Origin of the sequence: Staphylococcus sp. HMSC034C12 (assembly GCF_001835895.1) — a bacterium.
GTDB lineage: Bacteria > Bacillota > Bacilli > Staphylococcales > Staphylococcaceae > Staphylococcus > Staphylococcus hominis.
In genome coordinates, this window is the sequence record NZ_KV826331.1 from 113,226 (window position 1) to 136,915 (window position 23,690).

Consider the following 23,690-nt stretch of genomic DNA (forward strand, 5'->3'; position numbering starts at 1 on the left):
CCTCCCTTAATATACTGTTTGTTTATATAAGAACCCTTCATCAAACGGACGATGTTCAGGTTGAATTTCTTCTATTGGATCAATTAACATAAATTTTTCATCTTCATAAGCTTCTGGATCTTCATGATATAAGTCAATGGCTTCTCTATATTGTGCTGTAACAGTATTAATGTATGCTTCACTTTGTAAGATACCATCAATTTTAAATGAATCGATATTTGCTTCAAAGAATGGCTCTAATTCTTCAATTAAACAGATATCATTAGGAGACATAATATGAGTACCATTGTAATCTTCAAAAACAGGATATTTATTTTCTCTTTCTTCATCGTACAATAATAAATCTTGATCATTTTCACTACGTTGGATTTTCATTTGTCTATCTTGAAAAGTGTAATAATTACCCAATAACATACGTTTAGATTGGAACATACAAGTCATACCGTGAACCTGAACTTCAATTTCAACATTTGCATGTTTTTTGATATTTAAAATTTCATCTAGATTTAATTCACGTGCTAATACAGCTCTTTTAGCGCCTTTTCCACCCCAATAATTACATTGGAAATAATTCGTAACAATTGTTTCTGCATCCCAATTTAATGGTATCGGATTATCTTGTTTTTTAACATACATCACGACAGCAGGATCACCAAAAATTATTCTATCCACTCTTATTTCATGTAAAAATTCAATATAGTTTTCTAAGGCATTTAAATGATAATTATGAAAAATACCATTAACTGCCACATATACTTTTTTATCATGTTCGTGTGCTAAATTAACTGCTTTTCTAACATCTTCACGATTAAATTCTCCAGGTAATCGCAATCCAAATTTTTGTTCTCCAATCACAAATGCATCAGCACCGAGTTCTATCAATGTTTTCATATGATTTAAAGATTTTGGAGTGACAAGTAATTCAGTCATATTCATTCTCCTTTAATAGATATGGCTAAACCATCATCCATATTTAAAAAATTTGTTTTATAGTTCTTTTGTTTCATAAGCCAAGTATTATATTTTTGTACCTTTTTTACCATTTGCTTAACGTTTCTTGATCGTACAATATCTATATCAGATACAAATCCATGATACAAAACGTTATCAGTAATAACTAAGCCACCTTTTTTTAATAACGGTGTATAGTATTCAAAAAATTTTTGAGATTGCGCTTTAGCTGCATCGATAAATATCATATCATATAAATGATTGCTCACTTTATCGTACTGTGATAGCGCATCGCCCTCTATAAGGCGAATTTGATTTTCGTATTCAAATTTTTTAAAATTAAGTTTTGCTTGTTTTATCATATTCTCATTACGTTCAATAGTAGTAATAGAAATATCTGGTGAAACAGAAGCAAATTGCATCGAACTATATCCAATAGCAGTTCCAATTTCCAAAATATTTTTCGAATGATGAATTCTAATTAATTGTTTTATCATGTCTAAAGTTAATTTATCTACTATAGGAACAGCGTGTTCTTCTGCATAAAATCTTAGCTCTTCAATATTATTATCTAACTGTTCATGAAGATTTAATAAATAGGATTGATTTGATTCCACTTCTATAACTTCCCTTTTAATATCAATAAGCATAAAAATAAATCAGTCAACTAATATTACATTATTTAAAATAAAATAATAAACTTACTTTATATTTTAATGTATAAATATAGTAACTGACTGTATATTTAAAAATTTATGCTTATAGTAATTTAACTTTAAATATTTTATCATAATTCTAAATTAAATTTAAGTCTGAAATATTAAAAATCTCTAACCAAAGTACATTGATTAGAGATTTATTATTAACAAAAGACTGTTTATTCTTCCATATTTGTATTTACAACTTCTTCAATCATATCCCATTCTTCATCTGTTTCGATAGGAACAAGTTTACCACCATCACCAGATTCATCTGGTTCATTAATCATTGGAATGAGCTCAATCATGTCATCATCATCAGATTGAGCACCTTCTTCAGCTAAAATAACATACTCTTTTTTAAATTCTGGATGATAAAATTCTAGCATTTTTCGATATAAAACTTCATTTCCATTTTCATCGAATAACGTTAATAATTCTTCTTCATTACTAATATTTAATTCTGTATTATGATTGTGATTATGTTCAGTCATAATGATATTCTCCTTTATTGAATTGAATCTAAATAGCCTTGCAGTATGAAAACTGCTGCCATTTTATCAATTACTTTTTTTCTTTTTTGTCTTGAGACATCAGCTTCTAATAATGAGCGCTCAGCAGCCATGGTACTTAAACGTTCATCCCACATAATAATTTCAATATTTGGTAAAGCCTCTTGAAGCAATTCTTTGTATTTAAGAGATGCTTCTCCACGAAAACCAATAGAATTATTCATGTTTTTCGGTAATCCTATGACTACTGAACCAACATTATTGTCTTTTATGATTGAAACCAGTCTATCAATACCAAATTCTTCATTTTCTTCATTTATTCTTAGAGTGTCTAGTCCTTGAGCAGTCCAGCCCATCAAATCACTAATTGCGATACCTACAGTTCTACTACCTACATCTAATCCTAAAATTTTATGACTTAACATTTATTTATTATTCTCTTTTAAGTAGTTTGAAACGAGTTCTTCCATAATTACATCTCTATCAATATGTCGTATTTGATTACGTGCATCATTTTGACGTGGAATGTATGCAGGGTCTCCTGAAAGTAAATAACCAACAATTTGATTTACAGCATTGTAGCCTCGTTCTTCTAGAGTTTGATGTACGTTTTTTAAAACTGTTTGGACATTTTCTTTTGGAATTTCATCATAATCGAATTTCATAGTTTTATCAATATTTTCCATAGATGCGACACTCCTCTGACATGTATTAACTTACATATTAATTTTACACCAGTTGATTAAAAAGTTATAGGTTTTTAATATAATCTTTAATAAAGCGTAATGATTCTGAGATGTTTTCAGGTTGTGTGCCGCCACCTTGTGCCATATCTGGACGACCGCCACCTTTTCCTCCTACAATTGGAGCCATGTTTTTAATGATATCTCCGGCTTTAACCTGACTTGTAAGCTCTTTAGGTACAGCGGCAATTAACGAAACTTTTTCACCAACATGACTTGCTAAAATAATAATTGTATCTTGTTGTTTTGATTTAAAATCATCCATTGTTTGACGGATTTCTTTTGGATTAGATACTTCTACCTCTGTAGCTAATACTTTAAATCCATTAATCATTTCTACTTGATCCTCTATATTACCCATTTTAAGTGAAGTAATTTCCTTATTACGTTGCTCTAATTGCTTATTCAATTGTTTTTCATTTTCTTGAATTTGAACAACTTTATCATAAACTTGTTTATCTGATTTTACTTTAAGTTGTTCTTTGACAGAATTAAATTTATTCTGAATATCTTCAAAATATAAGAATGCAGCTTTACCGGTAAGTGCCTCAATACGTCTAACACCTGCGCCTGTACCTGATTCGCTTACAATTTTAAACAACCCTATTTCAGCCGTATTATCTACATGAATACCACCACATAATTCAATTGAAAATGGAGCCATATTGACTACTCTTACAATATCACCATATTTTTCACCAAATAGAGCCATAGCACCCATTTCTTTAGCTTCTTGAATAGGCATTTCTTGAATATGAACTGAAATTCCTTTCCAAATTTCTTCATTTACTCTTCTTTCAACTTGATCAATCTCTTCTTCTGTCATTGGACCAAAGTGAGAAAAGTCAAATCTTAATCGTTCACTTTCAACGAGTGAACCTGCTTGGTTAACATGTTCACCTAAAATCTCTTTTAATGCAGCATGTAGTAAGTGAGTGGCACTATGATTTTTTTGTATATCTTTACGTTCTTCTTTATTTACAGTTGCATCTACATGACTATTTACACTTACTTGTCCAAATTGAACTGTACCTTGATGTAAATTTTGTCCATTTGGTGCCTTTGTAACTTCTTGAACGGCTATTTCGAAATGATCATTTCCTACTGTTCCTTTATCTGCAACTTGTCCACCACTTACTGCATAAAATGGTGTTTCTTTTAAGATAAAGTAAACTGTTTCTCCAGCCTCAGCAGATGTAACAGTTTTACCATTATAAATTAAATCTGTTAAAATTGTTTGATATTCTGTTGTTTCATATCCAACAAATTGACTTTCAGTATTAATATTTTTTAAAACATCACTTTGAACTTGCATAGATTGTGAACTTTGTCTAGCTTCTCTCGCTCTAGTACGTTGTTGTTCCATTTCAGTTTCAAATGTTGCCATGTCGACTGTAATACCTTCTTGACTTGCTAGTTCTTCAGTTAACTCAATTGGGAATCCATACGTATCATATAATTTAAACGCATCTGAACCATTAATCTGATGTGTAGATTCTTTTGCTTGCGTAATGAGTTGATTTAATATAGATACACCCTCTTGAAGTGTTTCATGGAAACGTTCTTCTTCAGATTTAATAACACGTTTAATAAAATCCGATTTTTCTTTTACATTTGGATAATATGGCTCCATAATGTCAGCAACGATATCAACCAATTTATACATAAATGGCTCATTAATGCCAAGCGTTTGACTAAAACGTACAGCACGACGTAAGAGACGACGTAAAACATAACCGCGCCCTTCATTTGCAGGTAAAGCGCCATCAGAGATTGCGAATGAGATTGTTCTGATATGATCGGCGATGACTTTAAATGCTACATCTTGTTCGTTATTTTCAAGATATTTTTTTCCTGATATATGCTCTACTTCTTCAATAATTGGCATAAATAAATCTGTTTCATAATTGGTACGAACATTTTGGGAAATAGACGTCATACGTTCTAATCCCATGCCGGTATCAATATTTTTATTTGGAAGTGGTGTATAAGTATGATCCTTATTATGGTTATATTCACTAAATACTAAGTTCCATACTTCTAAATATCTCTCATTTTCACCGCCAGGATACATTTCTTCTGCTGGATCATTTTGACCATATGCTTCACCACGATCATAGAAAATTTCGGTATTAGGTCCTGATGGTCCTTCTCCAATATCCCAGAAATTCCCTTCAATTCTAATAATACGACTTTCTTCTAAACCAATATCTTCATGCCATAAACGATAGGCTTCAACATCTTCTGGATGAATCGTTACATATAGCTTCTCTGGTTCCATCCCCATCCATTTGTCACTAGTTAAAAATTCCCAAGCAAATTCAATTGCTTCTTTTTTAAAATAGTCACCAATTGAGAAGTTTCCAAGCATTTCAAAGAAAGTATGATGACGCGCAGTAAAACCTACGTTTTCAATATCATTTGTTCTGATTGCTTTTTGAGAGTTCACTATTCTAGGCTTTTTAGGTGTTTCTCGTCCATCAAAGTATTTTTTTAAAGTTGCAACACCAGAGTTTATCCAAAGTAACGAATCATCGTCAATAGGCACAAGTGGTGCAGATGGTTCTACCATATGACCTTTTTCAACAAAGAAATCAATATATTTTTGACGTATATCACTTGCTTTAAGTTTTTTCATTTTTTCACTCCTAATATAATTAATACATTTATAAATAAAAAAACGTTCATCCAACAAAGGGACGAACGTTTTCGCGGTACCACCCTAGTTACAAGAAATAAATATTTTTCAAATATATTTAATTTCTCATCACTTAATTATCATATTAACGTTAACACAAAGTAGCGTTCAACAGATTAACTTGTACTTTTCACCAACCAGTACATCTCTACTTAAGTTAAAAAGTTTACTCATCTTTATGCGAATTCAAATTTATTTTAAGTATTTTTATTTAAATTGTCAATGTTCAACAAAGTCGTAAGGTGAAACATTTCCCATATTAATCATTGGATTAATTTGATAAATTGTTTCTTCACTTAAAGTAATGTGTTCATCTGCATTATTATCCTCTGTATCATCTATATTTATCGGTTCATCATTCTCTTCTACGTCTATATTAACCTGACTCATACCAAAATAATTTATAATTAGTGTTTTTAATTGTGTATGTCTTTCTTGACCTTGAGTATTTAAGGCAATGTCAAATGCTTTTGGATCTCCTAATAGTACTAAAGATTGTTTTGCACGTGTCAGACCTGTATATAAAATAGGTCTTTGCAACATTCTAAAATATTGTTTGACAATAGCCATAATAACAATTGGGAATTCTGATCCTTGTGATTTATGGATTGAGGTACAATAAGCATGTGTGAGTTCTAATAAATCTTGTCTAGTAAATGTAATTTCATTTCCTTCAAAATCGACAATCAGTACATCTTTATTAAGTGCATTTTCTTTAGCCCAAAATATACCTACTATGACGCCAATATCACCATTAAAAATATTGTCATTTGGTCGATTAACTAGTTGTAAAACTTTGTCTCCTTTTCTAAACTTTATATCGCCAAACTCTATTTCTCTTGTATCTTTTTCTTTAGGATTTAAAATATTTTGTAATACTTGATTAAGTCTTTTTATCCCTGCACTTCCTTTGTACATAGGTGCTAAAACTTGAATATCACTCATATCATATCCTTTATTTACAGCGCTAGATACTACTTTCTCCACTACGGTTGGAATTTGTTCTACATTGCAATGAATAAAACTTCTATCGTGATAACGTTTTGTAATATCTATTGACTCATGATGTTTCATGCGATGAGCTAAGTCAATAATACTAGAACCATCTTGTTGGCGATAAACTTCAGTTAAATTAACTCTTGGAAATGCTTTAGACTCAATTAAATCCTTAAATACTTGGCCAGGACCGACAGACGGCAATTGATCTTCATCGCCTACTAAAATAATTTGTGCATCTAGTGGAACGGCACTTAAAAATTGATGGAACAACCAAGAATCAACCATTGACATTTCATCAATTATAATGAGCTTAGCTTTAATTTCATTTTCAAGAATATCTTCTGGTTGAGTATCTTGATTCCATCCTATTAATCGATGAATCGTCATTGCTTCTAATCCAGTTGATTCTTGTATACGTTTTGATGCCCTTCCAGTTGGGGCGGCTAATACGATTGGATAATCATCTTCTTGATAATCGGAATACTTAAGAGATAGACCATGAATTTCAGCATACAATTCTACAATCCCTTTAATAACAGTTGTTTTACCTGTTCCTGGACCTCCAGTTAGTAACATTATTTTCGAATTCATCGCCGTTTCAAGTGCTTCTTGTTGTGATTTAGCATAATTAACATTATTTTGATCTTCTATTTCACCAATATGTATCTGTAAATCTGATTGCTCTATTATTTTAAAGTGATTTTTGTATGTGTTGATACGATACAAATTTTGAACACTTTTAAGTTCTGAATAGTATAAACTTGGAATCGCAACATGACTATTCTCTAAAATAATTTTCTTTTCTTCAAAAAGTGTTTGTAGCACATGTTTTAATTGTTCTTGTTCAATTGTTTCATCTAAATGCTTATCTGAAAGCATATCTTCTGTAATTTCTAATACAGCATTTTCATCTAAATAAGTATGTCCCTGTTTTATACATTCTTCTTCAAGAGTATATAATAACCCAGCTTTTAAACGTTCTGAATCGTTATAAGCAATACCATTATTTCTAGCTAATGTATCAGCTTTTTGAAAACCAATACCTTTTACATCATAAACTAATTGGTATGGATTGTTTTCTAGAATTTTTAAAGTCTCTGATTGATAAAATTGATAAATCGCCATGGATAATTTTGGACCAAAACCTAAGTCATGTAAGCGAATCATTATTTTTTCTGACTCTTGATTTGCACTAATTTGTTCTGCAATCTGTTTTTGTTTCGATTTTGCTAAACTAGGAACGTTTTCGAGAACAGAAGGATCAGTTAAAATATCATTTATTGCATTTTCTCCTAATGTATTTACAATATTCTGAGCAGTCTTTTTACCAATACCTTTAAATAAATCACTAGATAAATAACTTATTATGGCATCTTTAGTTTGAGGCAGTTCTTTTTCAAATGTTTCAGCTTTAAGTTGTTTACCATAACGAGGATGTTGAACAATTTGTCCTTTAAACGTATAGACATCTCCTTCAACAATATTAGGAAAAAACCCTACAACTGTAGGCAGATTATCAAATGATTCATTAGTTTCAATGGAATCTACTTTTAAAACAGTATAAAAGTTATCTTTATTTTGAAATAGAATAGTATCAACTGTTCCTTTAACCATTGAGTAATCAAATAGTGTAGGGTTTGACATATTATTCCTCCTCATTTTTTAGAGATTTAAATGTTTGTTTAGCATGCTGACTTAATAAATGTTTAGGATCAATTTGAATTGCTTTATCAAAATACTGAATTGCTTCATCAGCATCCTCAGTTTCCATATACGTTGCCAGACCTAAATTATATAATGCATCTACGTGATTAGGATTAATAGATAAAACATAGTTTAATTGCTTAATGGCTTCTTGAAACATTTCTAAATGACATAAGGTTAAACCATATTGAAATTGAACTTCTGTGTCCAAAGTTTGATCTAATTCAGCAGCAGTCATAAAAAAGGGTAATGCTTCTCTTTGCGCATCTAGTTGGCTAAAAGACATACCAATCATATAATTAGTATCAATGGGATTCATATTATACTTTAAAGCTCGTTGATAAAGTTTTATTGCTTCTTGAAAACGAGATTGTTCATAATATAGATTAGCTAAATTATAGTAAACAGCACCATTTTTGTCATCTAATGTTATTGCTTTTTGGAAGAATCTTTCTGCTTTCTCAATCTCACCAACATCAGCTAAAATAATACCAGCATTAATATAATTTTCAATAATGTTAGGATTCTCTTCAATGTTATTAAATAATGCTTTAATGGCTTCTTCATAATTACCATTATTCATCCACTGATATATTGTTTCTTGTTCAATCATTTCCATGTCTCCATTTCTAACATAAATTTGCAATTAAAAAGAAACCGCTAATTCTCATTTACAATGAGTTAACGGTTTACTAAAAATTAAACAACATAGCTAAGTTGACCTGTTGTTTTATATACATCGTCTATAGTAGCGCCACCTAAACAAACTTCTCCATTATAGAATACCACTGCTTGGCCTGGTGTAATAGCTCGAACAGGTTCGTCGAAAGTAACTCGAATAGATTGTTCATCTTCTTTTTGAACAAATACTTTAGTGTCTTTTTGACGATATCTAAATTTAGCAGTACATTCAAATCCATTTTCTAAATCAACTGGATTAACAAATGATGCGTCGGAAGCAATTAAATAATCACTATATAATGCATCATGATGGAAGCCTTGCTCGACATATAAAATATTATCTTCAAGATTTTTACCAACAACAAACCATGGATCTCCATCTCCACCAATACCTAGTCCATGACGTTGGCCAATAGTATAATACATTAAACCACTGTGTATGCCCATTTTTTTACCATTGAGTGTTCTCATTTCACCAGATTGTGCCGGTAAATATTGAGAAAGGAATGATTTAAAATTACGTTCCCCAATAAAGCAAATACCTGTAGAATCTTTTTTCTTAGCTGTTGCTAAGTCTTGTTCTTCAGCGATTTTACGAACTTCTTTTTTTTCTATGTCTCCAATTGGAAACATGACTTTAGATAATTGTTCTTGAGATAATTGATTTAAAAAGTATGTTTGATCCTTATTATCATCTACCCCACGTAACATTTCTACGCGACCATCTTCATGTCGACGGATTCGTGCATAATGACCAGTAGCCACATAATCGGCTCCTAATTTTAATGCATGTTCTAAAAATGCTTTAAATTTAATTTCTTTATTACACATGACGTCTGGGTTAGGGGTACGACCTTTTTTATATTCATCTAAGAAATATGTGAATACTTTATCCCAATATTCTTTTTCAAAATTCACAGCATAATATGGTATACCAATTTGATTACATACAGCTATGACATCATTATAATCTTCTGTAGCTGTACATACACCATTTTCATCTGTGTCGTCCCAGTTTTTCATGAAGATACCAATGACATCATATCCTTGTTCCTTTAAAAGATATGCTGTGACTGAACTATCTACACCTCCAGACATACCAACTACAACACGTATATCTTTATTTGACAAGTTCTATTCCTCCTTAAATTTATGATATATTTTATGAATTTCAGCAACAATATATTTTATATCTTGTTCGGTTGTGAGTTCATTAAAACTAAATCTAACTGAATGTTTTGCACGATCTTCATCTTCATACATAGCAGCAAGTACATGTGACGGAGTTGTTGAACCAGCTGTACATGCAGAACCAGACGAAACATAAATATTTGCTAAATCCAATAAAGTTAACATTGTTTCTACATCTATAAATGGAAAATATAAATTAAGTATATGGCCAGTCGTTTCTACCATTGAACCATTGACTTCAAATGGAATTGCACGTTCTTGCAAACTTACTAAAAATAGTTCTTTTAATTGCATTAAATGAATATTATTTTGATCTCGATTTTTAGTAGCTATTTCTAGAGCTTTTGTCATTCCAACTATTTGTGGAACACTTTCCGTTCCAGCACGGCGTTTAGTTTCTTGTTCCCCGCCTAATTGAGAATACTCGATTGGTGTATTGTTTTTTACTAATAAAATACCTACACCTTTAGGTCCACCAAATTTATGAGCAGTAATACTCATGGTATCAATATTAAACTCACTAAATTTAATATCTAAATGGCTAATTGCTTGGACTGCATCCACATGTAATAGAGCATTTGAATTAGAAACAATGTTTTCGATATCGTAAATAGGTTCTACTGTGCCCACTTCATTATTGACAAACATAATAGATACTAAGATAGTATCATCTGTTAAGGCTTCTTCCAATTGATCCAAATCAACTTTACCTGTATCATCTACATCTAAATATGTGACTTCATATCCTTCTTTTTCTAGTTGCTCGAATACGTGTAATACAGAATGATGTTCAATTTTTGTAGTAATAATATGATTACCTAAATGCTCATTAGCATAGACTAAACCTTTAATAGCAGTATTATTTGATTCTGTAGCACCACTAGTAAAAATGACTTCGCTTGGTTTAGCACCTAGTAATTGAGCTACATTTCTTCTAGATTCATCTAAATAACGTCTAGCATCTCTACCTACTGTGTGAATAGAAGATGGATTGCCGTAGTGCGATTGATATATATCCATCATTGCTTCTATAACTTCTGGTTTGACTGGTGTAGTTGCAGCATAATCTGCATATACTTCCATTATTAAGTACACTCCTCACAATATTATCAATGTTCCTATAATAGCACCTCATTCTAAAATTTTCTACCTTCTTGTTTATGAATTAATATATTAACTATTTTTCTTTCAATAATTATTTTAAGTATGAGCAATTTAATAACTGTAATCGTTTTAAGTTGTTAAACTATTAGATAATAAAGATAAAAAGGAGAAATAGTCTATGTCTGATATAAAATTTTCTGCATTAAATTTAGTTCCTATACGAGAAGGTCAAACTGATAAAGATGCAATTAATGATATGGTGGCTTTAGCTCAGAAATTAGATGAATTAGATTATGAGCGTTATTGGATTGCAGAACATCATAATGCACCTAATTTAGTAAGCTCAGCTACATCATTGTTAATACAACATACGCTTGAACATACTCATAATATTAAAGTTGGTTCAGGTGGCATCATGCTTCCAAACCATGCACCTTTAGTTGTTGCTGAGCAATTTGGTACCTTAGAAGCCATTTATCCCAATCGTGTAGATTTAGGATTAGGTAGAGCACCTGGTACTGATATGATGACAGCAAGTGCATTGAGACGAGATCAACATAATGGTGTGTATGCTTTCCCTGAAGAAGTAGAACAATTACAAACTTATTTTGGTCCAGGAAATAAACAAGCTTATGTAAGGGCTTATCCTGCAGTAGATAAAAATGTACCGTTGTATATACTCGGATCATCAACTGACTCTGCACATTTAGCAGCTAGAAAAGGTCTACCCTATGTTTTTGCAGGTCATTTTGCACCACAGCAAATGAAAGAAGCAATTGAAATTTATCACGACTTATTTGAACCATCTGAAGCATTAGATAAACCATATATGATTGTATGTTTAAATGCTATAGTGACAGAAACTGATAAAGAAGCAGAATATTTAGCTAGTTCTTTAGCACAAGTATTCATTAGTATTGCTCGAGGAAGAATGCAACCAGTTCAACCACCAACTGATGATTTAAAAGGTCTTTTAACACCTAGAGAGTATGAAATGGCAAAACAAAGATTTGATGATTCTCTTATTGGTTCTGAAGAAACAGTGAAAGCTAAATTAGAAGCATTTTTAGAGGAATATGGTGATATTGATGAAATAATGGTCGTAAGCTATATTTATGACCAAGATAGACAATTTGAATCATATGAGCGTTTTAAACGAGTCATTCAAAAATTAAATAAATAATATTGATTAAAACCTGTTGAATATAAATAAATTGTCAACAGGTTTTAAATTTTTCATAAAAAAAGAGTGATGATCAAAATCACCACTCACAATTTTAATTATTTATTGTCTTTTTTGTCGTCTTTACTGTCATTATTTCCGCCAGTATATTCATTAATTTTATCTTTTACTTTATTTACTTGTTCGTTATCGCTATTTTTAAATTTCTCTGCTGCATCTTTTGCTTTATCCATGAATCCCATGTTGAAATTCTCCTTTCGAATTTAAGCATTTAATTTTTAATAAATAATTTTTACTTATATTAATCCAATACCACAGCAAAAAAGTTTTAAACATAATAAATTTAAATTTTTAAATGTAAAACATATAACCATCTAAATCGTTATCTGATTCTACAAAATCAGCTAAATATTTTAATGTTGTATTATCTAAAACTTCTCTAACAGCATCTCTCATTCGCAACCATAATTCTTTTTGTGCTGGTGGTTCAGAATCTATACTTTCTACAATAGTAATAGGTCCTTCTAATAAGAGAATAATATCGCCAGCTGAAATTTCTTCAGATGGGACTCTTAATTGATATCCACCCTTAGCGCCACGAATACTTCGAATTAATCCAGCATTTCTTAAAGGACCCACGAGTTGTTCTAAATATAAATCACTTAAATGATTTTCTTCAGCAATTGTTTTTAATGATACACACCCTTGCCCCTCTCTTTTTGCTAGGGAAATCATTAAAGTTAACCCATATCTCCCTTTCGTTGATATTTTCATAGTTTTACCTCACTTAATTCGAATAATATAGTCCCATTCTATCATTTTTTCAGTTAATATAGTAATAGAAAGGTGTGAAAAAATTGAATACAGAACCTTTAGCTTCAAGAATGAGGCCTACAAATATAAATGAAATTATTTCACAACAACATCTAGTTGGTTCAAGAGGCATTATAAGACGTATGGTAGAAACTAAAAAATTATCTTCTATGATTTTTTATGGACCTCCTGGAATTGGAAAAACTAGTATTGCTAAAGCCATTGCTGGCAGTACTGAATATAAATTTAGACAATTAAATGCAGTAACGAATACAAAAAAAGATATGCAAATGATAGTTGAAGAAGCTAAAATGTCAGGACAAGTCATTTTATTATTAGATGAGATTCACCGCTTAGATAAAGCAAAACAGGATTTTTTATTACCACATTTAGAAAATGGTAAAATCATTTTAATTGGTGCTACAACTTCTAACCCTTATCATGCAATTAATCCAGCGATTCGCTCACGTGTACAAATTTTTGAATTATATCCACTTGATGAAAAGGATGTATATCAAGCATTAACTAGAGCATTAAATGATGATCAAAATGGTTTAAAATCGTATCAACCAAAAATTGATGAAGATGCACTAAAATATTTCTCTACTCAAAGTCATGGTGATGTAAGAAGCGCTTTAAATGCTTTGGAATTAGCAGTATTAAGTGCTAAAGTTTCCAATAATCAACGTCATGTTACTTTAGAAGATGCTAAAGATTGTTTACAAAAAGGTGCTTTTATCAGTGATAAAGATGGTGACATGCATTATGATGTCATGAGTGCATTTCAAAAGTCTATTCGTGGAAGTGACGTTAATGCTGCTTTACATTATTTGGCGAGACTAATCGAAGCAGGTGATCTTCCAACAATCGTACGACGTTTACTCGTCATTAGTTATGAAGATATTGGCTTAGCTTCTCCAAGTGCTGGTCAAAGAACACTAGCAGCTATTCAATCAGCTGAACGACTCGGATTGCCTGAAGCACGAATTCCTCTAAGTCAAGCAGTAATTGAATTATCACTATCTCCTAAGTCTAATTCAGCTATAAAAGCAATTGATAGTGCATTAAGTGATATCAGAAAAGGCAAAGTTGGTCAAATACCTAATCACCTACGTGATGGTCACTATCAAGGAGCAAAAGACTTAGGCCGATCTATCGGTTATAAATATCCTCATGATTATGAGAATGGTTATATTAAACAGCAATATTTACCTGACGCTTTAAAAAATAAAATATATTATGAACCAAAAACAACTTCTAAAAGTGAACAACAATTTAAAATAGTGTATGATAATTTAAATCATAAAAACTAATAAAACCTATGGAAAAGATGATAATACTTCATTCATCTCTTCCATAGGTTTTTTGTTAGTTGTTACCTTTATCTTTAATTCTACGTACAGGAATATCTTTTAAAATATCATTTACGACATAACTTGCACAAATTAAACCTACTGTGCTTGGTACAAATGCATTCGATGATGGAGGCATTTGACCTTTTCGATTTATTGCATTTGCATCTCCAACAGTTTTCTTAACATCTTCACGAATAACTATTGGACTCTCATCTGAAAAAACAACAGGAACACCTTTTTTTATTCCAAGTTTTTTCAACTTTTTACGAATAATTTTTGCCATTGGATCCATATATGTTTTTGAAATATCAGCAATTTTGAAACGTGTTGGATCTATTTTATTCGCAGCGCCCATACTTGAAATCAACTTGATTCCTCTATCTAAACATTCTTTCATTAAATGAACTTTGTATATAATCGTGTCACTTGCATCGATAAAATAATCAATATTGTAATTATTAAAAATATCTTCATATGTCTCTTCAGTATAAAACATGTGAAGAGGTGTAACTTTACAATTTGGATTGATGAGTTTAATTCGTTCTTCCATTAATGTTACTTTACTTTGACCTATGGTAGTAGTTAATGCATGAATTTGACGGTTTACATTAGTGATATCTACGTCATCTTTATCAATAAGAATAATGTGACCAATGTTAGTTCTTGCTAAAGCTTCAGCAGCAAATGAACCAACTCCACCTACCCCTAAGACCGCTACTGTCTTGTCTTTTAGTAAATCTAGTCCTTCTTGTCCATAGGCTAATTCATTTCTAGAAAATTGATGTTTCATAATTAACTCCTTTACTTAGCAAATATTAATACTATATTAACAGAAAAAAGCAAAAAAAAATACGTAAGGCCTAAAGCCTTACGTACCGATAGAGTCCGTAGTTGCCGTAGTTATAAAAAGCTTGATCATTCGGCCTGCTATATACAGGTGGGTGCCCTGTTTCTTGTTTTGCAAGTCCTCCAAATGAGGCGTGTGCGCTGCAAGAAAACCTATTGGGCTCCCTGATCAAAAAGTGTTAGGCCCAAATAAAAAGCAAACATACGAACAACACAGATGACTATCTTATAGACATATTTTATCATAAAGAGCTTATTAAATAAATCCTTAAGTATTGTATGAGGATGTTTATTTTAAAATATTTTTAAATATATAAGTTTACATAATATAATTATTGTTATTTAAAATTTAAGTTAGTGTATATAAAAATTGGAACAGAAACTCAATTCCCGTCCCAATTTAGCACTAAATTATTCTATTTTAAAAATGAAGATTAATGACGAATTCTTAATGATAATTCTTCTAATTGTTTATCTGATACTTCACTTGGTGCATCCGTTAATAAGCAAGTTGCAGAAGCAGTTTTAGGGAAAGCGATAGTATCACGTAAATTAGTTCTATTTGTGAGTAACATAACTAGTCTATCTAGACCTAAAGCGATGCCTCCATGTGGTGGTGCGCCGTATTTAAAGGCATCTAATAAGAAACCAAATTGCTCTCTAGCTTGTTCTTTAGTAAATCCTAAAACTTCAAACATTTTTTCTTGTAATTCTCCATCAGATATTCTGATTGATCCACCGCCTAATTCGTATCCATTTAATACAACGTCATAAGCATTTGCTTGAACTTTTTCAGGTTCAGAATCTAGTTTAGCAATATCTTCTTCTTTAGGTGATGTAAACGGATGATGCGCAGCAACATAACGTTTAGCATCTTCATCATATTCTAATAAAGGCCAATCTGTTACCCATAAGAAGTTTAATTTTGATTCATCAATTAATTTTAATTCTTTTGCAATTTTAATTCGAAGTGCACCTAAACTTTGTGCAACAACATTTGGCTTATCTGCAACAAACATTACTAAATCTCCAGGTTTAGCACCTGTTAATTCTTTTAATGTGTTAACATTCTCTTCTTCAAAGAATCTTGCTATCGGACCACTTAAGCCTTCATCTACAACTTTCACCCAAGCTAGACCCTTAGCACCATAGATATTTACAAATTCTGTTAATCCATCCATATCTTTACGTGTATAGTTATCTGCAGCACCTTCAGCAACGATTGCTTTAACTTCTCCGCCGTGTTCTACAGTATCTTTAAACACTTTGAAATCCATTTCTTTTCCTAATTGGGACACATCTTGCAATTCCATACCAAAACGTGTATCTGGTTTATCAGAACCATATCGTTTCATTGCTTCATCATATGTCATACGAGGGAATGGTGTTTGAATATCAATACCTTTTACATCTTTTACAACTTTAGAAAGCATTTCCTCGCCCATTTGAATAATATCTTCTTGATCAACAAAACTCATTTCGATATCTACTTGTGTGAATTCAGGTTGACGATCAGCACGTAAATCCTCATCACGGAAACATTTTACAATTTGATAGTATTTATCAAAACCACTAATCATCAATAATTGTTTAAATAACTGTGGTGATTGTGGTAAAGCGTAAAATTCGCCTTCATGTACACGCGATGGCACTAAATAGTCTCTCGCACCTTCTGGTGTAGATTTTGTTAATACGGGTGTTTCAATATCAAAGAAACCATTATTATCAAGATATTGACGAATTGATCGAGTCGTTTGATGTCTCATTTTAAATGTTTGAGCTAATTCTGGTCGTCTTAAATCTAAATAGCGATATTTAAGACGAATATTTTCATCAACACTTTGATTTTCTTCATTAATTGAAAATGGTGGTGTCGCTGATTTATTAATTATACGAATATTAGATACTTGAACTTCTACTTGACCTGTTTTAATTTTTGGATTAACTGTTTCTGGGTCTCTTTTAGTTACTGAACCTTCAACTTCAACTACATATTCTGATCTTACAGTTTCAGCAATAGATAGAGCTTCTTTTGAAAAATCTGGATTAAATACAATTTGTACAATTCCCTCTCTATCACGTAAATCAACAAAAATAAGGCCACCTAAATCGCGTCGGTTATGAACCCAACCTTTTAGTGTTACTTTCTGACCTAATAATTCTTCAGTTACTAAACCACAATATGTTGTTCTTTTACCCATTATTTATTCTCCTTTTCTTTATTAAAGAAACTAACTACTTCATCTAATTGAATTGTTTTTGTTTCACCTGTAGACATTTCTTTAACATCAATTTTATTATTGTCTAGCTCTTGGTCACCTATTACAATCGTATATTTAGCATTTAAACGATCAGCTTGCTTCATTTGTCCCTTAATTTTTCGATTTAAGTAATCTTTATCAGCTTTCACGCCATGTTTTCTTAAATCATTTAAAAGTTTCACGCTATATTGTTCTGCTTTTTCACCCATCGTTACGACAAATAAATCGAAATCTTCATCCACATTCAATTCTATGTCTTCTTCTTCAAGTGCAAGAAGTAATCGTTCAATACTAAGGGCAAAACCTATTCCTGTTTGCTTAGGACCATCTAACAACTCAAGAAGTCCATTATAACGACCTCCACCACATAGTGTAGTAATAGCACCGTCATAATTTGGATTATCCATCATGAGTTCAAATGCTGTATGAGTATAATAATCAAGTCCACGCACTAAATTAGGATCTTCAACATAATTGATACCTAGTTGATCTAAATGATGTTTAACCGCTTCATAATATGCCTTTGATTCATCATTTAAGTAATCTGTAATTCTTGGAGCATGTTTAACTGCTTCTTTGTCTCTATCAACCTTACAATCTAAGATTCTCATTGGATTTGTATGCAAACGTGATTGACAATCATTACAAAATGTATCAATGACAGGTTCAAAATGCTTAATTAATGCTTCGTTATATTCTTTACGAGATGCTTGATCTCCTATACTATTAATCACTAGCTTTAAATGTTTTAAACCAAATGATTCATATATATGCATTACCATTGCTAATACTTCTGCATCAATACTTGGATTTTCTGCTCCTATTGCTTCTACACCAAATTGATTAAATTGTCGATAACGTCCTTTTTGTTTTCGTTCGTATCTAAACATTGGTCCGTTATAGTAAAGCTTAATAGGTTGATTAGGTTCACCTTGCATTTTATTTTCAATATATGATCGCACGACTGCTGCAGTTCCTTCAGGTCTTAAAGTGATACTTCTATCGCCTTTGTCTTTAAACGTATACATCTCTTTTTGAACGACATCAGTAGAATCTCCTACACCTCTTGCAAATAAGTCAGTACTTTCAAATATTGGTGTACGTATTTCTTTATAATTGTATAATTTCATTAATTCATCTAATTTATTTTCAATATATCGCCATTTTGCAGACTCTTGAGGTAAAATATCTTGCGTTCCTCTAGGAATCTTAATCATACAATCACTCCTTCTAAATTGTTGTTAACTATTAAATTTCTTTAATAAAAAAGTCCCTTATATAGCTTCATGCTATATAAGGGACGATATGCCGTGTTGCCACCCTAATTGAGAATAAAAATATTCTCCACTCATCACGTGTAACGTACGCAAACCGGCTTTATTTTATCAAAGCACCTTTTCTTGTGTTCAAAGATACCAATGTACTAGTATAATCTTTCAGCCTAGGATTACTTCTCTTCACAATCAATATGATTGTTCACTATTTCATTAGTCTTTTCAAGAATACAAACGGTATTATTTATAAAGTTCACTGATTATGATACCGATTTTAGGAAAAGTTTGCAAGTATTATGAAGCAAAATATTGTTTTAATCCATCTACAACCGCTTCTTCTACAACCTGTCTATGTAATTGATTTCTAATCATTTTTTCATCGGTAGGATTACTTATATAGCCCAATTCAAGTAACACAGCTGGTTTATTCGTTTGTCTTAAAACTTGATAATTTTGTTGACGCACACCACGATTAGAAAGTAATGACTTTTTTTGAATATTCGCATTTAATACTTCTGCTAATGTTTCTTGACTATTTTGATACCAATATACAGTAGCGCCATTAGCATTATGACTATCTAATGAATCATTATGAATACTTATAAATACATCACCTGTCGCTTTTCTATTATCTAAGCTTACATAACTATCATCTGTTCTCGTCAATTTAACATGCGCTCCTGCTTTTTCTAATGCACGTTTTAATTCAAGTGCTGTTTTCAAAGTATAGTTTTTTTCGAGAGATTTAAGAGCCGTGGAACTTGAGGCTCCCTGATCACTCCCTCCATGACCAGGATCAAGCACCACAGTTTTATTCTTAAAAGGATTTTCCTGTTTACTGACATCAGCTTTAATATTCAAACTCGTATGCCAACCAGCAACCCATCCTTTTTCATCTCCTTTAGCATTTTGGACTTCAATCCATTTTCCTGACGTCTTTAATTTTTTAAAACTATCTCCTTTTTCAACTTTATATATCACCGGATATCCTGCATTAGGTCCTGTTCTTATTTCAGCATCTTCTGTTATTGTTAGTCTATTACTATCTTGATCATTATGATTCATAAACAAAAATAATAATATTATAAAAAGAATAAATAATAACACTACTACTAACGTCAACATATTTTTTAGATCATGTTTGGTTAACCATGTATCTAATTTATTCATATTACTTTGCCATCCTGACTTTCATATATAATCGTTACGGGACCATCATTAATAATTTCTACTTCCATATCTGTCCCAAATTCACCAGTTTGAACATCAATATCATACTTTTGAAGTTCAGAGTTAAACTTATCGTATAATATTTTGGCATCTTCAGGTCGCATGGATTGTGAGAAACCTGGTCTATTACCTTTTTTAACTTCTGCATAAAGTGTAAATTGAGAAATAGATAAAATCGCACCATTAATTTGTTGAATATTTAAATTTAATTTTCCGTTATCATCTTCAAACAAACGTGCATTAACAATTTTCTTCGCTAATACTTCTATATCAGATTCCGTCGAATTTTTCCCAACACCTACTAATAAACAATAACCTTTTTCAATTTGGTTATGAATAAATTTATTAGTGACAGATGCTCGTTTTACTCTTTGTACAACTATTTTCATATCTTAGCACCTCTTTTAATTCCATACTCTAGAAACTGTATAAATATCACTCAATTGTTTAAGTTTTTCAACTACACGAAATACATCATTTACATTTTTAACCATAACACTAATTGTAATGATTGCATTTTTGTCAATATCAGATCGTGCATTCATTTTAATAATACTTCCTACGGTTGAATTTACGGCTTGAATCACTTCATTGAGTAACCCATTTCGATCATATGCATTGACTTCTAAATCTACTTGATAACGTTGTGTTGAATCTTTTGATTTAACCCATTCGACATTAATTAATCTCTCGTTTTCATTTTTAATATTTGGGCAATCTGATCTATGAACTTTAATACCATGTCCTTTAGTGATATATCCAACAATATCATCACCAGGAATTGGATTACAACATTTAGATAATTTGATTAAAACATTCTCTAATCCTTCGACATAAACCCCACTATCAGTAATGATATCTTCTTTAATTGGTGACGTTTTAATGACTTCTTGTGCTTCATTTAATGCTTTTTGTTTATCTTGTATACGCTGTCTTTCCGTTAATTTATTCACTACTTGTAAAGCAGTAACACCACCAAAACCTACTGCAGCATATAAATCGTCATCATTGGCAAAATGATATTTTTCGTTAACGACTTCAATATTTTTTTCTGTTAGAATCTCATCAACTCGATAACCTTGTTCTTTAATTTCCGCTTCTACCATAAATTTACCTTTTTCTATATTAGAAGAACGATCTTGCTTTTTAAAGAAACTTTTTATCTTACTTTTTGCTCCAGATGATTTAACAATTTTCAACCAATCTCTACTTGGACCATATGAATGTTTACTTGTGCGAATTTCAATAATATCGCCTGTCTTAAGCATATAATCAATAGGCACAATTTTACCATTGACTTTTGCGCCAATCATTTTATTACCCACTTCGCTATGGATGGCATAAGCAAAATCAATAGGGACTGCGCCATAAGGTAATTCAATCACATCACTTGCAGGCGTAAACGCATATACTTTATCACTTTGTAAATCATATTTAAGTGATTCCATAAATTCTTGTGCATCTGAAGATGTATGGTCAGTTTCTGCAAGTTCTTTTAACCAGTTAAGTTTATTTTGGAAATCTTGTGTTTTAGAATTTATTGTTTTACCTTCTTTATATGCCCAATGCGCTGCCACCCCATGCTCAGCAATTTCGTGCATTTCAAATGTTCGAATTTGAATCTCTAAAGGATCACCATTAGGTCCAACAACAGTAGTGTGTAATGATTGATACATATTTTGCTTTGGCATAGCGATATAATCTTTAAAACGACCTGGCATCGGTTTCCATAATGTATGAACCAGGCCTAAAATAGCATAACAATCATTAATTGAATTCACAATCACTCGTATAGCTAATAAATCAAATATTTGATCAAATTGTTTTTTTTGTTTTATCATCTTACGATAAATACTGTAAATATGTTTAGGGCGACCGCTTATTTCACCTTGGATATTCATTTTATTCATTTCAGTTTGAATTTTATCCATAGCATTTTGAATATATGCTTCACGTTCACTACGTTTTTTCTTCATTAAATTAACAATTCTAAAATACTGTACACTATCAATATAACGTAATGCAATATCTTCCAATTCCCATTTAATGGTATTAATACCTAGACGATGTGCTAAAGGTGCATAGATTTCTAATGTTTCTTTTGAAATACGAATTTGTTTTTCTCTAGCCATTGCTTTTAACGTTCTCATATTATGTAAGCGGTCAGCTAATTTAACTAATATGACACGAACATCCTTAGCTATCGCAATAAATAACTTTCTATGATTTTCAGCTTGTTGTTCCTCTTTAGAACGGTATTTAACTTTTTTTAACTTAGTTACACCATCTACAATTCGTGCAATTTCTTCATTAAACATATTCTTTACATCTTCAAATGTATATGGTGTATCCTCTATCACATCATGTAAAAAGCCAGCTACAATTGTTGGTCCATCTAAGCGCATTTCTGTTAATATACCTGCTACTTGAATTGGATGCATGATATAAGGTAGCCCATTTTTTCGAAACTGTCCTTGATGTGCTTCATAAGCAATATGATAACTTTTTAAAACATATTGATAATCATCTGCTGATAAATAGGATTTAGCTTTATTTAGTACTTCATCAGCACTATATGGATACTCGTTATTCAATATATGACACCCCGACTTTTTAATATTTCAAATACTCTACCGATAACCGAATCATTGAAAATCAAGAAATTTCTTTTCATTACTTAATTAATCCGAGTACCACTCCTATTAATTAAAGATGCGTGAGTATTAATGTAATTTTAACAAAAGTATTAAAATCTCTAAAAGATTAACTTTGGTTTAAATAATAGTTATATAATACTACAAGTTTTTAAATAAATAAATGTGATTAGATTAATGATGATGCAACGATAATAAAAAAAGCGAGATAGTATTCAATCTGAATTCCTACACTCGCTTTAATATATATTAATCTAGTTACTAAATTAATGACTATTCATCGTAAGAAATTAAACTCATGACATCATAGTCTTTAATTTTTTCCATACCATTTAAATATTTTAATTCAATAATAAAAGCTATTCCAACAACAATACCACCTAATTCTTCTACTAATTTAATAGCCGCTTCGATTGTTCCACCTGTCGCTAATAAATCATCAGTGATTAAAACACGTTGTCCTGGTTTAATTGCATCTTTATGCATTGTTAAAACATTTGTCCCATATTCCAAGTCGTATTCATAGCGAATAACTTCACGTGGTAATTTTCCTTCTTTTCTTACAGGTGCAAATCCAATTCCCATTGAGTACGCAACTGGACAGCCAATAATAAATCCTCTTGCTTCAGGGCCTACAACAATATCAACGTTACGATCTTTTGCATACTTTACAATTTGATCAGTTGCATAACCGTATGCTTCACCATTATCCATAATAGTTGTAATATCTTTGAAACTAACACCTGGTTTAGGCCAGCCTTGTACTTCAGATACGTATTGCTTTAAATCCATT

Annotated in this window: 21 protein-coding genes and 1 other RNA gene; 2 read left to right on the forward strand and 20 right to left on the reverse strand. The window is 31.3% G+C overall.

Annotated elements, in window-relative coordinates; all coding sequences use genetic code 11:
- Window positions 1–6 precede the first annotated feature (6 nt).
- From HMPREF2629_RS07240 to HMPREF2629_RS07285, 10 genes are all read right to left on the reverse strand, one after another.
- The gene (locus HMPREF2629_RS07240; RefSeq protein ID WP_017176182.1) at window positions 7–930 is read right to left on the reverse strand and encodes a peptidase U32 family protein; all 924 of its coding nucleotides are present in this window, start codon (window positions 928–930) and stop codon (window positions 7–9) included.
- A gap of 2 nt (window positions 931–932) precedes the next feature.
- The gene (locus HMPREF2629_RS07245) at window positions 933–1,568 is read right to left on the reverse strand and encodes an O-methyltransferase (RefSeq protein ID WP_017176181.1); all 636 of its coding nucleotides are present in this window, start codon (window positions 1,566–1,568) and stop codon (window positions 933–935) included.
- Between the two features lie 260 nt (window positions 1,569–1,828).
- The gene (locus HMPREF2629_RS07250) at window positions 1,829–2,143 is read right to left on the reverse strand and encodes a DUF1292 domain-containing protein (RefSeq protein ID WP_017176180.1); all 315 of its coding nucleotides are present in this window, start codon (window positions 2,141–2,143) and stop codon (window positions 1,829–1,831) included.
- 14 nt (window positions 2,144–2,157) lie between these two features.
- Entirely contained in the window at window positions 2,158–2,586 is a 429-nt protein-coding gene (ruvX, locus tag HMPREF2629_RS07255) for a Holliday junction resolvase RuvX (protein ID WP_017176179.1), read from the reverse strand.
- Window positions 2,587–2,847, reverse strand: coding sequence for an IreB family regulatory phosphoprotein (locus tag HMPREF2629_RS07260; protein WP_002448947.1), 261 nt, complete (start codon window positions 2,845–2,847; stop codon window positions 2,587–2,589).
- 64 nt (window positions 2,848–2,911) lie between these two features.
- Window positions 2,912–5,542 carry an alanine--tRNA ligase gene (gene alaS / locus HMPREF2629_RS07265; protein WP_019835422.1) on the reverse strand — a complete coding sequence of 877 codons (2,631 nt, stop codon included), beginning with the start codon at window positions 5,540–5,542 and terminating at the stop codon, window positions 2,912–2,914.
- A gap of 279 nt (window positions 5,543–5,821) precedes the next feature.
- Window positions 5,822–8,245, reverse strand: a complete 2,424-nt coding sequence (locus tag HMPREF2629_RS07270) for an SF1B family DNA helicase RecD2 (RefSeq protein ID WP_061544555.1) — start codon at window positions 8,243–8,245, stop codon at window positions 5,822–5,824.
- Window position 8,246: 1 nt separating this feature from the next.
- Complete coding sequence (locus HMPREF2629_RS07275; RefSeq protein ID WP_017176176.1) at window positions 8,247–8,918, reverse strand: tetratricopeptide repeat protein; 672 nt, start codon at window positions 8,916–8,918, stop codon at window positions 8,247–8,249.
- 86 nt (window positions 8,919–9,004) lie between these two features.
- A complete protein-coding gene (mnmA, locus tag HMPREF2629_RS07280; protein WP_017176175.1) occupies window positions 9,005–10,117 on the reverse strand; it encodes a tRNA 2-thiouridine(34) synthase MnmA in 1,113 nt (370 codons plus the stop codon).
- Window positions 10,118–10,120: 3 nt separating this feature from the next.
- Complete coding sequence (locus HMPREF2629_RS07285; RefSeq protein ID WP_017176174.1) at window positions 10,121–11,260, reverse strand: cysteine desulfurase family protein; 1,140 nt, start codon at window positions 11,258–11,260, stop codon at window positions 10,121–10,123.
- Window positions 11,261–11,459: 199 nt separating this feature from the next.
- Between HMPREF2629_RS07285 and HMPREF2629_RS07290 the strand changes: the two genes are divergently transcribed.
- Complete coding sequence (locus HMPREF2629_RS07290; RefSeq protein ID WP_070813247.1) at window positions 11,460–12,464, forward strand: LLM class flavin-dependent oxidoreductase; 1,005 nt, start codon at window positions 11,460–11,462, stop codon at window positions 12,462–12,464.
- 98 nt (window positions 12,465–12,562) lie between these two features.
- On the opposite strand, the gene HMPREF2629_RS11040 is transcribed toward HMPREF2629_RS07290, so the two are convergent.
- Both HMPREF2629_RS11040 and cymR read right to left on the reverse strand, forming a co-directional pair.
- Window positions 12,563–12,706 carry an SAS049 family protein gene (locus HMPREF2629_RS11040; protein WP_017176172.1) on the reverse strand — a complete coding sequence of 48 codons (144 nt, stop codon included), beginning with the start codon at window positions 12,704–12,706 and terminating at the stop codon, window positions 12,563–12,565.
- A 109-nt stretch (window positions 12,707–12,815) separates the two neighbouring features.
- A complete protein-coding gene (gene cymR, locus HMPREF2629_RS07295; protein WP_070813248.1) occupies window positions 12,816–13,238 on the reverse strand; it encodes a cysteine metabolism transcriptional regulator CymR in 423 nt (140 codons plus the stop codon).
- An 83-nt stretch (window positions 13,239–13,321) separates the two neighbouring features.
- Here cymR and HMPREF2629_RS07300 point away from each other — a divergent pair, with 83 nt between their 5' ends.
- Window positions 13,322–14,590, forward strand: coding sequence for a replication-associated recombination protein A (locus HMPREF2629_RS07300; protein ID WP_048681291.1), 1,269 nt, complete (start codon window positions 13,322–13,324; stop codon window positions 14,588–14,590).
- 55 nt (window positions 14,591–14,645) lie between these two features.
- On the opposite strand, the gene HMPREF2629_RS07305 is transcribed toward HMPREF2629_RS07300, so the two are convergent.
- The 8 genes from HMPREF2629_RS07305 to HMPREF2629_RS07340 all read right to left on the reverse strand — a co-directional run bounded on the left by HMPREF2629_RS07305 (window position 14,646) and on the right by HMPREF2629_RS07340 (window position 23,689).
- Complete coding sequence (locus HMPREF2629_RS07305) at window positions 14,646–15,422, reverse strand: tRNA threonylcarbamoyladenosine dehydratase (protein WP_061544556.1); 777 nt, start codon at window positions 15,420–15,422, stop codon at window positions 14,646–14,648.
- Window positions 15,423–15,510: 88 nt separating this feature from the next.
- Window positions 15,511–15,701, reverse strand: a non-coding RNA gene (ssrS, locus tag HMPREF2629_RS07310) — 6S RNA.
- A gap of 211 nt (window positions 15,702–15,912) precedes the next feature.
- Entirely contained in the window at window positions 15,913–17,679 is a 1,767-nt protein-coding gene (aspS, locus tag HMPREF2629_RS07315) for an aspartate--tRNA ligase (protein ID WP_017176170.1), read from the reverse strand.
- Window positions 17,679–18,956 (reverse strand): histidine--tRNA ligase, encoded by a 1,278-nt coding sequence (gene hisS / locus HMPREF2629_RS07320; protein WP_019835425.1) that lies wholly within the window; start codon window positions 18,954–18,956, stop codon window positions 17,679–17,681. The genes aspS and hisS overlap by 1 nt, the downstream gene beginning before the upstream one ends.
- A 351-nt stretch (window positions 18,957–19,307) precedes the next feature.
- Window positions 19,308–20,183, reverse strand: coding sequence for an N-acetylmuramoyl-L-alanine amidase family protein (locus tag HMPREF2629_RS07325; protein ID WP_017176168.1), 876 nt, complete (start codon window positions 20,181–20,183; stop codon window positions 19,308–19,310).
- The gene (gene dtd, locus HMPREF2629_RS07330; protein ID WP_049414958.1) at window positions 20,180–20,632 is read right to left on the reverse strand and encodes a D-aminoacyl-tRNA deacylase; all 453 of its coding nucleotides are present in this window, start codon (window positions 20,630–20,632) and stop codon (window positions 20,180–20,182) included. The genes HMPREF2629_RS07325 and dtd overlap by 4 nt, the downstream gene beginning before the upstream one ends.
- Window positions 20,633–20,647: 15 nt before the next feature.
- Window positions 20,648–22,837, reverse strand: coding sequence for a RelA/SpoT family protein (locus tag HMPREF2629_RS07335; protein WP_049419709.1), 2,190 nt, complete (start codon window positions 22,835–22,837; stop codon window positions 20,648–20,650).
- A 333-nt stretch (window positions 22,838–23,170) separates the two neighbouring features.
- A complete protein-coding gene (locus HMPREF2629_RS07340) occupies window positions 23,171–23,689 on the reverse strand; it encodes an adenine phosphoribosyltransferase (protein WP_054105785.1) in 519 nt (172 codons plus the stop codon).
- Window position 23,690 lies beyond the last annotated feature (1 nt).

Coding starts and splice junctions, on each gene's coding strand:
- HMPREF2629_RS07240 (WP_017176182.1), bottom strand. CDS start 930: ATGACTGAATTACTTGTCACTCCAAAATCTTTAAATCATATGAAAACA.
- HMPREF2629_RS07250 (WP_017176180.1), bottom strand. CDS start 2,143: ATGACTGAACATAATCACAATCATAATACAGAATTAAATATTAGTAAT.
- ruvX (WP_017176179.1), bottom strand. CDS start 2,586: ATGTTAAGTCATAAAATTTTAGGATTAGATGTAGGTAGTAGAACTGTA.
- HMPREF2629_RS07260 (WP_002448947.1), bottom strand. CDS start 2,847: ATGGAAAATATTGATAAAACTATGAAATTCGATTATGATGAAATTCCA.
- alaS (WP_019835422.1), bottom strand. CDS start 5,542: ATGAAAAAACTTAAAGCAAGTGATATACGTCAAAAATATATTGATTTC.
- HMPREF2629_RS07270 (WP_061544555.1), bottom strand. CDS start 8,245: ATGTCAAACCCTACACTATTTGATTACTCAATGGTTAAAGGAACAGTT.
- HMPREF2629_RS07275 (WP_017176176.1), bottom strand. CDS start 8,918: ATGATTGAACAAGAAACAATATATCAGTGGATGAATAATGGTAATTAT.
- HMPREF2629_RS07285 (WP_017176174.1), bottom strand. CDS start 11,260: ATGGAAGTATATGCAGATTATGCTGCAACTACACCAGTCAAACCAGAA.
- HMPREF2629_RS07290 (WP_070813247.1), top strand. CDS start 11,460: ATGTCTGATATAAAATTTTCTGCATTAAATTTAGTTCCTATACGAGAA.
- HMPREF2629_RS11040 (WP_017176172.1), bottom strand. CDS start 12,706: ATGGGATTCATGGATAAAGCAAAAGATGCAGCAGAGAAATTTAAAAAT.
- cymR (WP_070813248.1), bottom strand. CDS start 13,238: ATGAAAATATCAACGAAAGGGAGATATGGGTTAACTTTAATGATTTCC.
- HMPREF2629_RS07305 (WP_061544556.1), bottom strand. CDS start 15,422: ATGAAACATCAATTTTCTAGAAATGAATTAGCCTATGGACAAGAAGGA.
- aspS (WP_017176170.1), bottom strand. CDS start 17,679: ATGGGTAAAAGAACAACATATTGTGGTTTAGTAACTGAAGAATTATTA.
- hisS (WP_019835425.1), bottom strand. CDS start 18,956: ATGATTAAGATTCCTAGAGGAACGCAAGATATTTTACCTCAAGAGTCT.
- HMPREF2629_RS07325 (WP_017176168.1), bottom strand. CDS start 20,183: ATGAATAAATTAGATACATGGTTAACCAAACATGATCTAAAAAATATG.
- dtd (WP_049414958.1), bottom strand. CDS start 20,632: ATGAAAATAGTTGTACAAAGAGTAAAACGAGCATCTGTCACTAATAAA.
- HMPREF2629_RS07340 (WP_054105785.1), bottom strand. CDS start 23,689: ATGGATTTAAAGCAATACGTATCTGAAGTACAAGGCTGGCCTAAACCA.